A 14,349-nucleotide genomic window follows, 5' to 3' on the forward strand; every position below is an offset into this window, starting at 1 on the left:
GACCCAGGAGCGACATGAAGACAGGCGACCGGATCGTCCAGGACCTCCCGTGGAAATGGGGGGTCCAGGGCCGGATCTTCCTCATCGGCGGCCTCGGCTATCTCTTCGACGCGTACGACATCGCGCTCAACGGCTTCCTGATGCCGCTGGTGGGCGCCCACTTCGACCTCTCGCTCGGCGCCCGCGGCCTGGTCGCGACGGCCAATCTGGTCGGCATGGCCCTGGGCGCGGTGGTCTGGGGCGCCGTCGCGGACCGTATCGGCCGCAAGAAGGCCTTCAGCGTCACTCTGCTGATCTTCGCGGTGTTCTCGGTGCTCGGCGCGTTCGCCCCGGCCTACCCGGTCTTCCTCGCGCTGCGCTTCCTCGCCGGGATCGGGCTCGGCGGCTGCATCCCCGTGGACTACGCGCTGGTCGGCGAGTTCTCGCCGAAGAAGTACCGGGGCCGGGTCCTCACCGCGCTGGACGCGTGGTGGCCGGTGGGCGTGACGCTGTGCGGCCTGGTGTCCACGGCCCTGCTCCCGCTGGAGGGCAACTGGCGGTGGATGCTCGCCACGATGAGCGTGCCGGCGCTGCTGCTCTTCTGGGTGCGCCGCGGAGTGCCCGAGTCGCCGGTGTACCTCACCCGGCAGGGCCGCGAGGCGGAGGCCCGTGCGGTCATCGACGACCTGGTGACCCGCACCGGGGCGCCCGTCGAGCCGTACGTGATCCCGGCGCCGGTGGCGGTGGAGCGGACCCGGGGGCCGCGCGCCGCCGCCGAACAACTGGCCAGGATCTGGTCGTTCAGCCCGCGGATCACCTCGGCCGCCTGGCTGCTCTTCGCCACCGTCATGCTCGTCTACTACGCGGCGCTGAGCTGGCTGCCGTCCATCCTGAAGGAGCAGGGGCTCGGCGACACGGCCGCGTTCATGAACACCACGCTGATGAGCGGCGTCGGCATCGTGGGCGTACTGGTCTCCACCGCGCTGGTGGACCTGGTCGGCCGCAAGTGGCTGATCGGCGTCTCGGCGCCGGTCGCCGCGCTCGCGCTGGTGGTCTTCGCGCTGGTGCTGCACCTGCCGGCCGGCTCGCTCGTGGCCATCGGCGTCTTCGGCTTCCTGATGCAGCTGGCCATCCCCGCGATGTACGCGTACGTCGCGGAGCTGTACCCGACGCGGCTGCGGGCGAGCGGGTTCGGCTGGGCCTCCTCGGTCAGCCGGGTGCTCACCGGGTTCGCGCCGCTGCTGTTCGGCTCGGTGATGTGGCCGCTGATCGGGCTGCCGCTGACCTTCGCGGTGCTCGCCGTGGCGGTGCTGCTCGCCGTCCTCTGGACGGCGGTCGCGGCTCCCGAGACCAAGGGCGCGGAGCTGGACGGCACCGACCCGGAATCCCAGGACGTACCGGAGGCCGCCCCGCGGACCGCGCTCTAGCGGACCGCCCGCCGACCGCGCGCACGCCGCCCGCCCGTACCCGACAAGGAGGATCATGAAGCCCGCCCCCTTCCGCTACCACCGGGCCCGCAGCGCCGAGGACGCCACCCGGCTGCTGAGCGAGCTCGGCGACGAGGCGAAGGTCATCGCCGGCGGCCAGAGCCTGGTCGCGATGATGAACTACCGGCTGGCCCGGCCGGCCCACCTGGTCGACATCGGCGGCCTGCGGGCCCTCGACCACCTGCACACCGACGCCGACGGCGCGCTGCGCATCGGGGCGCTCACCACGCACCACACCGTGGAGACCGCGCCGCCGGGCGTGCTGGAGCCGGGCTTCGGGGTGCTGCGCCGGGCCATGGGCTGGATCGGGCATCTGCCGATCCGGACCCGCGGCACGGTCGGCGGCAGCCTCGCGCACGCCGACGCCACCGCGGAGTGGTGCCTGCTGGCCGTCGCGCTCGGCGCCGAGATCGTGGCGGAGGGGCCGCGCGGCAGCCGCCGGATCCGCGCCGAGGACTTCTTCTTCGGGTACTACACCTCCGCGCTGGACCCCGACGAACTCCTCGTCGAGATCGTCTTCCCGCGTCCGGCACCGCACGCCGCGCTCACCGAATTCGCCGAGCGCCGCGGCGACTTCGCGATCGTGGCGGCCGCCGTCGACCTCGACGTGACGGGCGGCGCCGTGCACGGCGGACGGGTGGCGCTGGGCGGCGTGGCCCCGGCGCCGGTACGGGTCCCCGAGGCGGAGGCCGTGCTGGCCGGCGGGGGCACGTTCGCCGAGTGCGCGGCAGCGGCGGCCGAGGCGAGCGATCCGCCGGGCGACGCCGCCGGCGGCCCGGAGTACCGCCGCCATCTCATCCGTACGTTGGTCCGGCGCGCCTGTGAGGAGGCGATGGTCCCGTGACATCCGCATCGCGGACATCCGCATCGCGGACATCCGCATCGGAAGGCCGGCTGGTGGGCCAATCGGTCGCCCGCCGCGAGGACCCGCGGCTGCTGACCGGGCGCGGCCGGTTCGTGGACGACATCGAGCTGCCGGGCATGCTGCACGCGCAGTTCGTCCGCAGCACGGTCGCGCACGCCGAGGTGACCGGCGTCGACCTGAGCGCGGTGCGCCGGGTGCCCGGCGTGATCGCCGCGTTCACCGCCGAGGATCTCGGCCTCGCGGACATCACCGCGCGGCTGGACCGCCCGCTCACCGAGTTCGTGCCCACGGCCATGCCCGTCCTGGCCAGGGACCGCGTCCGGTACGTCGGCGAGCCGCTGGCGGTCGTGGTGGCCCGGGACGCGTACGCCGCCGAGGACGGCCTGGAGGCGGCCCGGGTGAGCTACGCGCCGCTGCCGCCGGTGACCTGCGAGGAGCAGGCGCTCGCGGACGGCGCGCCGCTGCTCCACGACGAGGCGCCGCGCAACACCCTCGTCGACGTCTCGCTCTTCGCCACGGAGGGCATCGACGAGGTCTTCGCGCAGGCGGCGTGCGTGGTCCGGGTGGACTCCAGGACCGGACGGCAGAACGCGCTGCCGCTGGAGACCCGCGGCACGGTCGCGCACTGGGACGACCGCGAGGAGCAGCTCGTACTGGAGACCTGTACGCAGGTGCCGCACCAGGTGCGGACGGTGGCCGCGCGCTGTCTGGGCCTGGACGAGCGGGCCGTGCGGGTGCGGGTGCCGGACATGGGCGGCGGCTTCGGGCTGAAGTGCGTCGTGGGCCGGGAGGAGATCGCCGCGGCTGCCGCGGCGCTGCGGCTGCGCCGGCCGGTCAAGTGGATCGAGGACCGCAAGGACGCGCTGACCGCGTCGTTCCTCGCCCGCGAGCAGCACTACGACGTGCGGGCCGCGTTCGACGCCGAGGGGCACGTCCTGGGGCTGGACGCCGATGTGGTGTGCGACATGGGCGCCTACTCCTGCTATCCGTTCACCGCGGGCATCGAACCGCTGATGGCGTCGGCGGAGATGCCCGGCGTGTACAAAGTGCCCGCGTACCGGGTGCGCGGCCGTGCCGTGACCACCAACAAGGCGCCGACCGCGCCGTACCGGGGCGTGAGCCGGCCGCAGTACGTGATGGTCGTCGAGCGGCTCTTCGAGCGCGCGGCCCGCGAACTCGGCCTGGACCCGGTCGAGATCCGCCGCCGCAACGTCATCACCGACTTCCCGTACACGGGCGTCAACGGCATCACCTACGACCCCGGCTCCTACCGGGAGGCGCTGGACCTGTGCGAGCGGACCGTACGCGCCGAGGGCTGGTACGAGAAGCAGGCGGCGGCCGCCGCCGAGGGACGCCGGCTCGGCATCGGCTACTCCTGCTTCAGCGAGCGCACCGGCTACGGCTCCACCGCCTTCGCGCAGCGCAAGATGGAGGTGGTGCCCGGCTTCGACCTCGCCGAGGTGCGGATGGACACCAGCGGCGCGGTCACGGTCACCACCGGCACGATGAGCCACGGCCAGAGCCATGAGACGACCATGGCGCAGATCGTCGCCGACGAACTGGGGCTGCCGCTGGCGAAGGTGAAGCTGCACCAGGGCGACACCGACCGGATCGTCTACGGCTGGGGCACCTTCGCCAGCCGGTCCATCGCGGTCGGCGGCAGCGCCGTGCGGCTGGCGGCGGCCGGGCTGGGCACCAAGCTCCGCCGGATCGCCGCGGCCCGCTGGGGCGTCGCCCCGGAGGACACGGAGTGCGGGACCGGAGGGGTGCGGCGCCGCGACGAGCCCGCCGTGTCGCTCACGTACGAGCAGCTGGCGGAGATCGCGTACCTCAAGGCGCATCTGCTGCCGGAGGACGTCTCTCCGGGGCTGTCGGCCGCCGCCGCGTTCGACGTCTTCAATGACGGCACGTTCTCCAACGCCACCCACGCCTGCGTGGTGGAGCTGCACGAGGGCACCGGGCAGGTGGAGATCCTGCGGTACGTGTGCGTCGAGGACTGCGGCGTGGCGGTCAACCCGCAGGTGGTCGAGGGCCAGTGCCGGGGCGGTATCGCGCAGGGCATCGCGGGCGCACTCTTCGAGCAGGTGACGTACGACGCGCAGGGCGAGCCGTCGGCGACCGGCTTCATGGACTACAAGGTGCCCACCGCGCACGAGATCCCGGACGTGGCGATCCACCACCTGGAGACGCCGTGCGCGTTCACCGAGACCGGCGCGAAGGGCGCCGGCGAGGGCGGCACGATCGGCGCGCCCGCCGCCGTGCTGAACGCCGTCAACGACGCCCTGCGCCCCACCGGCGTCGAACTGGACCACACGCCGATCACGCCGGCGGCGGTGCACGACGCACTGCGGCGGCAGCCGACCCTGGAGCGTGCCCGATGACCGACCCCGGCACCGAACCCGTCACCGACCCGACGGCCGATCTGCAGCTGATGACGCTGCACGTCAACGGCGAGGAGCACGAGGTGCTCGCCGAATCCCGCCGCACCCTCGTCGACGTGCTCCGGCACGACCTGCGGCTGACCGGCACCCACGTGGGGTGCGAGCACGGCATCTGCGGTGCCTGCACGGTGCTGGTCGACGACCGGCCGGTACGCGCCTGCCTGATGTTCGCGGCACAGGCGGAGGGGGCCCGGATCCGTACGGTCGAGTCGCTGTCCGGCGGCGAGGGCGGGCGTGAACTCAGCGACCTGCAACAGGCGTTCAGCGCGCACCACGGACTGCAGTGCGGGTTCTGCACGCCCGGCTTCCTGATGCTCGCCGAGGGGTTCCTCGCCGAGCGGCCGGAGGCCACGAAGGAGGAGATCCGCGAGGTGGTCGCGGCCAACCTGTGCCGGTGCACCGGCTACCAGACCATCGTCGAGGCCATCGACGGCTGCGCGGCGGCCCGCCGGCTCGCCGGGAAGGAGAACTGATGCTGCTGACCCACACGGTCCCCGTGAAGGCCCCGCCGGACCGCCTGTTCGCGCTGCTCAACGATGTCGAGCGGGTGGCGTCGTGCATGCCGGGCGCGGCGCTCGACGGGCAGGACGGCGACGCCTGGCAGGGCAGGGTGACGGTCCGGGTCGGCCCAGTGACGGCTGCGTACGCGGGGACCGTACGGTTCCTGGAGGCCGATGCCGGGGAGCGGCGGCTGCGGGTGCGGGCGCGCGGTGCCGACGCGCACGGCAGCGGTGACGCCGAGGCCGAGGTGACGCTGGTGGTGGCGGAGGCGCCGGAGGGCGCGCTGCTGCGGCTGGAGACCGACCTGGTGATCCGGGGGAAGATCGCGCAGTTCGGGAAGGGCGCGATCGGCGCGGTCTCGGACCGGATCCTCCAGCAGTTCGCGCGGAACCTGGGCAGCCTGCTGGACCAGCAGCGGGTCCCTGCGGCGGAACCGGCGACGAGCCCCGCGGCGTCCGCACCGGCCGCCGCGACGGCCGCGGCACCGGCCGCCCCCGAGCTCGACGGGCTGTCGATGATCGCCGGTCCGGCGCTGACGAAGTACGGCCCGGTGGCGGCCGCCTTCGCCTTCGGCCTGTTCGAGGGCTGGCTGCTCGGGCGCATGGCCGGGCTGCGCCGCGAGCTGAAGGCCGTGAGGCGGGCATGAGCGCGAGCCGGTACGGGGAGAGCACCGACCGCACCTACGAGCGCGCCGGGTTCGGCGCCCCCGTACGCCGCGGCAGCCGCCCCGCGCTCGTCGTCGTCGACCTCACCCGCGGCTTCACCGAGGACGACTTCCCGTCCGGGGCCGATCTGACGGACGTGGTCGGGGCGACGGGCCGGCTGATCGAGGCGGCGCGCCCGGCAGGGGTGCCGGTGGTGTTCACGGCCATCGCCTACACGCCCGCCGAGGCCGCCGGTGACTCCGTCACCTGGCTCCAGAAGGCGCAGGGCATGCGGACGCTGCGCGCGGGCAGCGAGGCGGTGGCCGTCGATCCCCGGCTGCCGCGCCGGCCCGAGGACCACCTGATCGTCAAGAAGGGCGCCTCGGCGTTCTTCGGCACCTCGCTCGCGGCGACGCTGACCGCGCTGGGCTGCGACACCGTCGTGGTGTGCGGCGCGACGACGAGCGGCTGCGTGCGGGCCACCGCGGTGGACGCGGTGCAGTCCGGCTTCCCGGTGCTCGTGCCGCGGGAGTGCGTGGGCGACCGCGCGTCCGGCCCGCACGAGGCGAACCTCTTCGACATCCAGGCGAAGTACGGCGACGTGATCGGCCTCGCGGACGCCCTCGCCTACCTCGACCGACTCCCCCGTACCTGAGGAGACCTGCCATGCCGACCGATCCCAGGTCGCTCCCCCAGTCGGCCCTCGCCGACCTCGCCGACGTCCCCGCCACCGGCCGGTGGGTGCGCTCCGGGTCCGCCCGGCTGCACGTCCTGGACCACGGCGGTCCGGGCGTCCCGTTGGTGATGCTGCCCGGCATCACCAGCCCGGCCGTCACGATGGACTTCGTCGCCCGCGAACTGACCGATCTGGTAAGGCCGTTGGTGGTGGACGTACGGGGCCGCGGGCTCTCGGACGGCGGCGGCCGGTACACCCTGGAGGAGTACGCCGAGGACACCGAGGCCGTGGTCGAGGGGCTGGGCCTGGAGCGGCCGCTGCTGTTCGGGCACTCGATGGGCGCGCGGATCGCGGCGGTCACCGCGGTACGCGGCAAGGTGCCCCTCGGCGGCACGGTGCTCGCCGACCCGCCGATGAGCGGTCCGGGGCGCGGCCCGTACCCGACCACGCTCGACACCTTCCTCGGCCAGCTCCGTCAGGCGCAGCGCGGTACGGACGCCGACGAGGTGGCCGCCTCGTGGCCGCGCTGGCCGCGCCGGGAACAGGAGCTGCGGGCCCGCTGGCTGGCGAGCTGCGCGGAGGAGGCGGTCGTCGCCACGCACCGCGGGTTCGAGGCGGAGGACTTCTTCGACTGGTGGCCCGCGGTGCCCGGCCCGGTGGCGCTGCTGTACGGCGCGGACAGCCCGGTGGTCACGGCGGCGGGCGCGGCCGAGGCGCGGCGGCTGCTGCCCTCGGCGGTCTTCGCCGCGGTCCCGGACGCCGGCCACATGATCTTCTGGGACAATCCCGCCGCCGGGCTCGCCGCGCTGCGCGACGCACTGCGCCCGATGACGGGGTGACCGCACCGCCGGGGCATCGGCCGATCCGGGCGTGTCGCGCCGTGATTGAGTGGCCCCATGGCTGACCAGAGGGCTGACACCACCCCTTCCGCAGAGTCCGTACCGGCGATCCCCGTGGCCCTGACGGCCGCGCCGGGCTATCAGGTGCGGCGGCTCTACCAGGCGTACCTCGCGGTGTGGGTGCGCACCGTCGATGCCACGCTGACCGGGCCGCAGTTCGCGGTGCTGACCGCCGTGGACGCGGCGCCCGGCCACGACCAGCGGTCGATGGCCTCGGCGGTGGCGCTGGACACCTCCACGATGGCGGACGTGGCCCGGCGCCTGGAGAACCGCGGGCTGCTCGTCCGCCGCACCGCGGCCGACGACGGCCGCCGCAAGCTGCTGTACCTCACCGAGGAGGGCGAGCGCACCCTCCGCGCCGCGCACGACCGCGCCCGTGCGCTGGACGAACGGCTGCTCGCGCCGTACGACGCCGGGCAGCGCGCGGACCTGATGGACCTGCTGACCTCCATGGCCGACCACTGGGAGGGCCTGGCCGAGGAGTCCTGACCCGCACCCGTACCGCCGCCGGCGCGGGTGCCCCGTACCTCTTTGAGGAGTACCCGTGACGGATCACCACATCGGCATGATCGTGCCCAGCTCCAACCTGACGATGGAGACCGAGCTGCCGCGCATGCTGCGGGCCCGGGAACAGGAGCGGCCCGAGGACCGCTTCGTCTTCCACAGCAGCCGGATGCGCATGCGGCACGTCACGCCCGAGGAGCTGCGCGGCATGAACGCGCAGACCGAGCGGGCCGCGCTGGAGCTGGCCGACGCCCGCCCCGACGTGGTGGCCACCGCCTGTCTGGTGGCGATCATGGCGCAGGGGCCCGGCCATCACTGCACGGCCGAGGCCGAGATCACCGAGGCGCTGCGCGGCGAGGGCGCGCAGGCTCCGGTGGTCTCCAGCGCCGGTGCGCTGCTCGACGGCATCGCGGCGCTGGGCGCCCGCCGGGTCGCGGTCCTCACGCCGTACATGAAGGACCTCACCCGGCTGGTCGTCGAGTACATCGAGGACGCGGGCGTGGAGGTGGTGGACGCGCTGAGCCTGGAGGTGCCCGACAACCTCGCGGTGGCCCGGCTGGACCCGGAGGACCTGCGCGAGCACTGGCGGAAGCTGGACCTCGGGCGCGCCGACGCACTGGTCCTCTCGGCCTGTGTGCAGATGCCGTCGCTGGCGGCGATCCAGCCGGTGGAGGACGCCGCGGGGCTGCCGGTGCTCTCGGCGGCCACCGCCACCACGTACCGCATCCTCACCGAACTCGGCCTGGATCCCGTCGTACCGGGCGCGGGGCGGCTCCTCGCCGGCGGCTGACCGCTACGCCGTACTGGTACGCCGCTGCCACCAGTGGCGGCGCCGGGGGTGGACGGCGCGGCCCAGCCGGCGGCCGAGCAGGACGTAACCGAGCAGCGCGCCCGTGGTGTTGAGGATGACGTCGTCGATGTCGAAGGCGCGCCCGGTGACCAGGGCGCCCTGCACCAGCTCGACCAGCAGCATCACGGCCGCGGTCACCAGGACCACCCGCACCGGGCCGCGGGTCTTCGGTGCCACCACCGGCAGCAGCAGCCCGAAGGGCACACCGAGCACGATGTTCCCGCCGAGCTGCTTGACGGTGTCGACGAACGCGGGCTGCGTGAGGTAGTCGCGGAGCGAGTCGCCGGGCCGCAGGTTGGTGTGGGTGAGGGCTTCGGAGGCGGCCGACGGCTGGAGGGTCAGCCGGGCGAGCACGGCGCCGAACGCCACCATGACGGCGAACGCCACCACCATCACCAGCACCCGGGCGGGCGGCGGGAGCGATGCCCCGCCGCCCGCGGTGGGCCCGCGGCTCTTCTTCCTGGCGGCGCCGGAGCGCCGGAGTGTCAGCCTGGTGGCGCCCTTGCGCCGGGATGACCGCGCCATGAAGACCCCTCGCCTCAGGTGGACCTGCCGGAGTTGGTCTGTTCCGACGGTGCGGTTACCCCTGTGGCGGCAGTGCATGCGCGCCCTAGCGGGACGCGGGTTCCTCCTCCGGGGCGCCGGACGCCTCGGCCGGGGCTTCGGCGGCGGTCTCCGCCGGGACGTCGGTGACGGTCTCGGCCGGGGCTTCGGCGGGGACCTCGGCGGGGCCGGCCGCGGGCTTGCGGGAGGTGATGCCGAAGAGCGGCAGGAGCCCGGTCCGGGCGCGGTTGACCACGGGGGCTGCCCAGCGCGCGGTGAGCGGCCCGAGGATGACCATGATCAGGACGTAGGCGGTGGCGATGGGGCCGATCCGCGGCTCGACGGCCGTGGTGAGTCCGGCGATGACGATGGAGAACTCCCCGCGTGCCACCAGCGCGCCGCCGGCCCGCAGCCGCCCGTTCGGCCCGATGCCGGCCCGGCGGGCCGCGTACCAGCCGGTGAGGATCTTGGTCACGGTGGTGACGACGGCGAGCAGCAGTGCCGGGAGCAGGACCGGCGGGATGGCCGTGGGGTCCGTGGACAGCCCGAAGAAGACGAAGAAGATGGCGGCGAAGAGGTCGCGCAGCGGCATCAGCAGCTTGCGCGCGCCCTCCGCGACCTCACCGGACAGCGCGATGCCGACGAGGAACGCGCCGACCGCCGCGGAGACCTGGAGTTCCTGGGCGATGCCCGCGACGAGCACGGTCAGCCCGAGGACGACGAGGAGCAGCATCTCCGGGTTGTCGGAGGAGACCCAGCGGCTGATCAGGCGGCCGTGCCGGAGCGCGAGGTAGAGGACGAGGCCGACCGCGCCGAGGGCGATCAGGAGCGTGACGCTGCCGCCGGCGAGGCCGACGCCGGCCAGCAGGGCGGTGAGCAGCGGCAGGTAGACCGCCATGGAGAGGTCTTCGAGGACCAGGACGCCGAGGATGACGGGCGTCTCGCGGTTGCCGAGCCGGTTGAGATCGGTGAGGACCTTGGCGATGACGCCGGAGGAGGAGATCCAGGTGACGCCGGCCAGCGCGACGGCGGCGACCGGGCCCCAGCCGAGCACCAGGGCGGCGACGGCGCCCGGTACGGCGTTCAGCAGGAAGTCGACGGCGCCGGAGGGGTATTGCGTCTTCAGGCTCGTGACGAGTTCGGAGGCGCTGTATTCGAGGCCGAGCAGGAGGAGCAGCAGGATGACGCCGATCTCGGCGCCGACGGCCACGAACTCCTCGCTGGCATTGAGGGGCAGCAGGCCGCCGTGCCCGAAGGCCAGCCCGGCGAGGAGGTAGAGGGGTATGGGCGAGAGTCCGACCCGGCCGGCGAACCGGCCGAGGAGGCCGAGGGCGAGGATGACCGCGCCGAACTCCACGAGCAGTGCGGTGGTCTCGTGCATGTCAGCCTCCGGCGATGATCGCGGCGAGGGCGTCGACGCCCTCACGGGTGCCGACCGCGACGAGGGTGTCGCCGATGGCGAATCGGAAATCGGGGCCCGGGGACGGGTGGGCGCTGGTGCGGCGCAGCACCGCGACGATGGACGCGCCGGTCCGGGTGCGGGCCTGGGTGTCGCCGAGCAGCCGGCCGCCGTACGGGGACCGGCTGCCGATCGGGATGTGCTCGGTGACCAGGTCGATGCCGTCGGTGCGGACGGCGTCCAGCGGGGCCGGGTCTATCAGGTGGGCGAGCGCCGTCGCCTCGTCCCGTTCCAGGGGTACCGATGAGCGGCAGGTATCGGGGTCGTCGGCTTCGTAGAAGCCGAGGAAGCGGCGTCCGTCGTGGTGCACCACCACGGAGAGGCGCTGTCCGGCGTGCGTGGTGAAGTCGTAGCGCGTACCGACGCCCGGCAGCGAAGTGCGTCGCGTCCCCATCGTGTCCTCCCCGGACATCGCGCCGAGGTGCGCCGGTGGCGCGGACCGCACGCGATCTCCTTTACCTGGTCATTACGTTTTACCCCATCATTACAGATGCTTGGCGGGTACACGCGGCCGGGCGGGGACGCGGTTCAGGCGACGGGCATGTGCCAGGGCTCCTCCGGCAGCGGACTGCCCGTCTCCACGAGGGACTTGAGGTTGGACAGCACGGCGGCCCAGCCGCCGGCCGCCGCCGCGCGCTCCGCCTCGTCGGCCAGGTTCTCGTGGGTCACGGTGAGCCGGGCGATCCCGCCGTACGGCTCGATGTCGAAGGTGACCTTGGACGGGCCGCCGGCCGGCTCCTCGCCCGGCGCGGCCCAGGTGGTGACCAGCCGCCGCGGCGGGGTGCTCTCGACGACCATCCCGACGACGTCGGCGATGCCCGAGCCGTCCGTGCGCCGGTGCTCCCAGGAGGAGCCGGTCCGCCAGTCGGAGACGTTGCTGTGGCCCCAGTACGCGGCGGTCAGCTCGGGATCGGTCAGCGCGTGCCAGACGCGTTCGGCAGTGCTTTCGATGTAGGTGACGTAGACAAAGGTCGGTCGGTCGTTCATGGCGTCCTCGGCTCGTCGTTTCACCGCGCTCAGCGCCCGCAGCCGCGGGTGCTCGAATCTGTCGATCCACCGCTCCTGGATCTCGTGGAGCGGCACGGGGTTGAGGTAGTGGAGCTTCTCCCGGCCGAGCCGGACCGTGCTCACGAGGCGGGCGTCCTCCAGTACGGAGAGGTGCTGGGTGGCCGACTGGCGGGTCATGGCCAGCCGGTCGCAGAGCTCTCCCAGTGTCTGTCCGTTCCGCTCGCGCAGCAGGTCCAGCAAGCAGGCAGCGCCGGGCCCGGCCGGCGAGGGCCTTGAAGACCCCGTCGAGTCCGCGGCCGTCGTGCTCCCCGTCCCTCCACTCACTCTCCGACGTTAGGCAGGCAATTACCTGCATGCCAATCGCGGCACGCCACCACGAGCGCCGGCCCCCGCGGAGAAGGGCGCGGGGGCCGGTGCGTGCTCACGGAAGCGGGCCCGTCAGACCCGGCGGCTCAGGCCTCGGCCGCGATCCAGGCGATGTGCCAGCCGTTCTTGGCGGCGTACTCCGGGTCGATCGCCTGCCGGTCCACCCGGCGCACGTAGATGCGGAAGCCCGCCGGAGTGGCGGCGTAGACGGTATTGCCGCCGGTGGTCATCCACATACGGTCGTCACCGGTGAGGGCCGCGAGGTAAGCGGGGGTGCTGGTGAATTCCCCTTCCGAGGTGTCGACGTCGATGTACACGCCGTCGCCGTTGCGGTCGGGATAGGCGACCCACCCCTCGCCGGGCTTGGTCCTGCCGGAAACGAGCTTGCCGTTTATCATCTCGGCTCCCGTCACGTCATGTACAGCTCATGCGGCGCCGTCGGCCGCTGTTCCGAGTCTGCGTGCATTGCCGGTCCACGCAAGGCCCTTCCAGGGAGAATGGCCGGATGCCAAAGCCGCGGTACCAGGCTTTCCCGGAATGGCCGGAATCGGCGTTGACCGGCACGTTCCCGGCGGCAGGGGTTGACAGCAGGCGGCCGCCTCAAGACTGTGGTTATCAGCCTCTGGCGGCCCCGAATCGGTTCATCGGCGCATGAGGAGACCGCGATCCGGGCCTCGCGGCGGTCCATTCCGCAAGACGGCACACACCTCGGCGGAAAAGACCTCGACTCCGGACAGTACGGCCTGCCCGGCGCATGCGCCGACTGAATCCCTTTCCCGAATTGATGTCCGTACGGGCATCATCCGGAAACGGTCGGAGGTGTCCGTGCATTCTTCCTCACCGCCTTCTCCGGATTACGAATTCCGCCCGCCCGACGACTGGTCCGATTTCACCGGAGTGGTGGGTCTGGCCTACGGCGGGTACGACCATTCACCGGAACACCGCACGGCCGTCGCCGAGCTGCTGGAGCCCAAGCGCTCACTGCTCGCCCGCGCCGCCGGCCGGCCCTGCGCCACGCTGGCCGGCTACTCCCTGGACATGACCCTGCCCGGCACCGGCCCGCGCCCGGTGCTCGGCATCGGCTACCTCGCCGTCTCCCCCGCGCACCGGCGGCGCGGCCTGATGCGCGAGCTGATCCGGCGGACCCTCACCGACCTGCACACGACGCGGGCCGAGCCGGTCGCGGTCCTCAACTCCAGCGAGCCGGACATCTACGGCCGCTTCGGCTTCGGCGCGGCCAGCCGGGCGGTCTCGCTCACGATCCCGGTCGAGGCCAGGGACCTCGCCGAGGTCCCGGCGGGCGACGGTCCCCCGCTCTTCCTGGAGGTCGTCTCCCCCGCCGAGAGCGAGGCGGCCGTCGCGGCGGTGTGCCGCGCCTGCGTCGCCGAGCGCCCCGGAACGCTGCACCGGGAGGGCGCCTGGCTGCGCCGCTCCCTCGCCGATCCGCCCGCCGACCGCGGCGGCGCCGGACGCCTGCTGTGCATGCTGGCCACCGACGGCACGGCCGTACGCGGCTACGCCCTCTACCGGCTCACCGCCGGCTGGACCCGCTCCTTCCCGCGGTTCACCGTCACCGTCCGGGAACTGTGCGCCGCCGACCCGGCCGCCTACGCCTTCCTGTGGCGGTCGCTGCTGGACGTCGACCTCGGCGGCACCGTCGTCGCCGAGGCACGCCCGGTCGACGACCCGGTCCTGGCCCTGCTCACCGACCCGCGCAGCGCCGCGCCGACCGTGCGCGACCAGCTGTACGCCCGGGCGGTCGACGTGGACCGCGCGCTGGCCGCCCGCGGCTACGCCGCCGAGGCCGAGCTGGTACTGGAGGTGAGCGACCCGCTCTGCCCGTGGAACGAGGGGCGGTGGCGGCTCATCACGGGCCCGGCGGGGGCCGACTGCGTCCGCACTCGCGCGGCCGCCGATCTGGCGCTCACGGCACGGGAGCTGGGCGCCGTGCTGCTGGGCGACGGCTCGTTCGTGCAGCTGGCGCTGGCCGGCCGGGTGACGGAGCTGCGCCCCGGCGCGGTCCGCGCCGCCACGGCCGCCTTCCGCCACGACCCGGCGCCGTTCTGTCCCCTCGTCTTCTGACCCGCGGCCCGCGCCTGCCGTCCCGATCCGCCGACCCGTAACGGA

General features: G+C 73.5%; 14 protein-coding genes and 1 pseudogene. 10 read left to right on the plus strand and 5 right to left on the minus strand.

Features of this window, described 5'->3' with window-relative positions:
* The first annotated feature begins 14 nt into the window (after positions 1-14).
* Genes ABZ840_RS21400 through ABZ840_RS21440 form a run of 9 tightly spaced genes read left to right on the plus strand, consistent with a single transcriptional unit; the run spans position 15 to position 8,786 of the window.
* The gene (locus tag ABZ840_RS21400) at positions 15-1,406 is read left to right on the plus strand and encodes an MFS transporter (protein ID WP_361561650.1); all 1,392 of its coding nucleotides are present in this window, start codon (positions 15-17) and stop codon (positions 1,404-1,406) included.
* A 55-nt stretch (positions 1,407-1,461) separates the two neighbouring features.
* Positions 1,462-2,310 (plus strand): xanthine dehydrogenase family protein subunit M, encoded by an 849-nt coding sequence (locus ABZ840_RS21405; RefSeq protein ID WP_361561651.1) that lies wholly within the window; start codon positions 1,462-1,464, stop codon positions 2,308-2,310.
* Between the two features lie 53 nt (positions 2,311-2,363).
* Positions 2,364-4,712, plus strand: coding sequence for a xanthine dehydrogenase family protein molybdopterin-binding subunit (locus ABZ840_RS21410; protein WP_361561652.1), 2,349 nt, complete (start codon positions 2,364-2,366; stop codon positions 4,710-4,712).
* Positions 4,709-5,245: a (2Fe-2S)-binding protein gene (locus ABZ840_RS21415; RefSeq protein WP_361561653.1), complete on the plus strand. Its 537-nt coding sequence runs from the start codon at positions 4,709-4,711 to the stop codon at positions 5,243-5,245. The genes ABZ840_RS21410 and ABZ840_RS21415 overlap by 4 nt, the downstream gene beginning before the upstream one ends.
* The gene (locus ABZ840_RS21420; RefSeq protein WP_361561654.1) at positions 5,245-5,919 is read left to right on the plus strand and encodes an SRPBCC family protein; all 675 of its coding nucleotides are present in this window, start codon (positions 5,245-5,247) and stop codon (positions 5,917-5,919) included. The genes ABZ840_RS21415 and ABZ840_RS21420 overlap by 1 nt, the downstream gene beginning before the upstream one ends.
* Positions 5,916-6,572 (plus strand): isochorismatase family protein, encoded by a 657-nt coding sequence (locus ABZ840_RS21425; protein WP_361561655.1) that lies wholly within the window; start codon positions 5,916-5,918, stop codon positions 6,570-6,572. The genes ABZ840_RS21420 and ABZ840_RS21425 overlap by 4 nt, the downstream gene beginning before the upstream one ends.
* A gap of 11 nt (positions 6,573-6,583) precedes the next feature.
* A complete protein-coding gene (locus tag ABZ840_RS21430; protein WP_361561656.1) occupies positions 6,584-7,432 on the plus strand; it encodes an alpha/beta hydrolase in 849 nt (282 codons plus the stop codon).
* Positions 7,433-7,489: 57 nt separating this feature from the next.
* Entirely contained in the window at positions 7,490-7,981 is a 492-nt protein-coding gene (locus tag ABZ840_RS21435) for a MarR family transcriptional regulator (RefSeq protein ID WP_361561657.1), read from the plus strand.
* A 55-nt stretch (positions 7,982-8,036) separates the two neighbouring features.
* Complete coding sequence (locus tag ABZ840_RS21440) at positions 8,037-8,786, plus strand: aspartate/glutamate racemase family protein (protein ID WP_361561658.1); 750 nt, start codon at positions 8,037-8,039, stop codon at positions 8,784-8,786.
* Positions 8,787-8,789: 3 nt separating this feature from the next.
* Here the strand turns inward: ABZ840_RS21440 and ABZ840_RS21445 are convergent, their stop codons facing one another.
* The 5 genes and pseudogenes from ABZ840_RS21445 to ABZ840_RS21465 form a co-directional block, all read right to left on the minus strand.
* Positions 8,790-9,371 carry a VanZ family protein gene (locus tag ABZ840_RS21445; protein ID WP_361561659.1) on the minus strand — a complete coding sequence of 194 codons (582 nt, stop codon included), beginning with the start codon at positions 9,369-9,371 and terminating at the stop codon, positions 8,790-8,792.
* Between the two features lie 85 nt (positions 9,372-9,456).
* Positions 9,457-10,770: a cation:proton antiporter gene (locus ABZ840_RS21450; RefSeq protein WP_361561660.1), complete on the minus strand. Its 1,314-nt coding sequence runs from the start codon at positions 10,768-10,770 to the stop codon at positions 9,457-9,459.
* A 1-nt stretch (position 10,771) separates the two neighbouring features.
* Positions 10,772-11,242, minus strand: coding sequence for a TrkA C-terminal domain-containing protein (locus tag ABZ840_RS21455; RefSeq protein ID WP_361561725.1), 471 nt, complete (start codon positions 11,240-11,242; stop codon positions 10,772-10,774).
* A gap of 134 nt (positions 11,243-11,376) precedes the next feature.
* Positions 11,377-12,202 (minus strand): annotated as a pseudogene (locus tag ABZ840_RS21460) (SRPBCC domain-containing protein).
* Between the two features lie 106 nt (positions 12,203-12,308).
* A complete protein-coding gene (locus tag ABZ840_RS21465) occupies positions 12,309-12,620 on the minus strand; it encodes a hypothetical protein (protein WP_361561661.1) in 312 nt (103 codons plus the stop codon).
* Between the two features lie 427 nt (positions 12,621-13,047).
* On the opposite strand from ABZ840_RS21465, the gene ABZ840_RS21470 reads away from it, so the two are divergent.
* Positions 13,048-14,304, plus strand: a complete 1,257-nt coding sequence (locus ABZ840_RS21470; protein ID WP_361561662.1) for a GNAT family N-acetyltransferase — start codon at positions 13,048-13,050, stop codon at positions 14,302-14,304.
* Positions 14,305-14,349: the final 45 nt, after the last annotated feature.

Origin of the sequence: Streptomyces sp. NPDC047117 (assembly GCF_040643545.1) — a bacterium.
Classification (GTDB): Bacteria; Actinomycetota; Actinomycetes; order Streptomycetales; family Streptomycetaceae; genus Streptomyces.

Excerpts from the sequence above, each read along its gene's own strand:
- ABZ840_RS21435 (WP_361561657.1), top strand. The coding sequence starts at position 7,490 with ATGGCTGACCAGAGGGCTGACACCACCCCTTCCGCAGAGTCCGTACCG.
- ABZ840_RS21465 (WP_361561661.1), bottom strand. The coding sequence starts at position 12,620 with ATGATAAACGGCAAGCTCGTTTCCGGCAGGACCAAGCCCGGCGAGGGG.
- ABZ840_RS21400 (WP_361561650.1), top strand. The coding sequence starts at position 15 with ATGAAGACAGGCGACCGGATCGTCCAGGACCTCCCGTGGAAATGGGGG.
- ABZ840_RS21415 (WP_361561653.1), top strand. The coding sequence starts at position 4,709 with ATGACCGACCCCGGCACCGAACCCGTCACCGACCCGACGGCCGATCTG.
- ABZ840_RS21425 (WP_361561655.1), top strand. The coding sequence starts at position 5,916 with ATGAGCGCGAGCCGGTACGGGGAGAGCACCGACCGCACCTACGAGCGC.
- ABZ840_RS21420 (WP_361561654.1), top strand. The coding sequence starts at position 5,245 with ATGCTGCTGACCCACACGGTCCCCGTGAAGGCCCCGCCGGACCGCCTG.
- ABZ840_RS21450 (WP_361561660.1), bottom strand. The coding sequence starts at position 10,770 with ATGCACGAGACCACCGCACTGCTCGTGGAGTTCGGCGCGGTCATCCTC.
- ABZ840_RS21455 (WP_361561725.1), bottom strand. The coding sequence starts at position 11,242 with ATGGGGACGCGACGCACTTCGCTGCCGGGCGTCGGTACGCGCTACGAC.
- ABZ840_RS21405 (WP_361561651.1), top strand. The coding sequence starts at position 1,462 with ATGAAGCCCGCCCCCTTCCGCTACCACCGGGCCCGCAGCGCCGAGGAC.
- ABZ840_RS21430 (WP_361561656.1), top strand. The coding sequence starts at position 6,584 with ATGCCGACCGATCCCAGGTCGCTCCCCCAGTCGGCCCTCGCCGACCTC.
- ABZ840_RS21445 (WP_361561659.1), bottom strand. The coding sequence starts at position 9,371 with ATGGCGCGGTCATCCCGGCGCAAGGGCGCCACCAGGCTGACACTCCGG.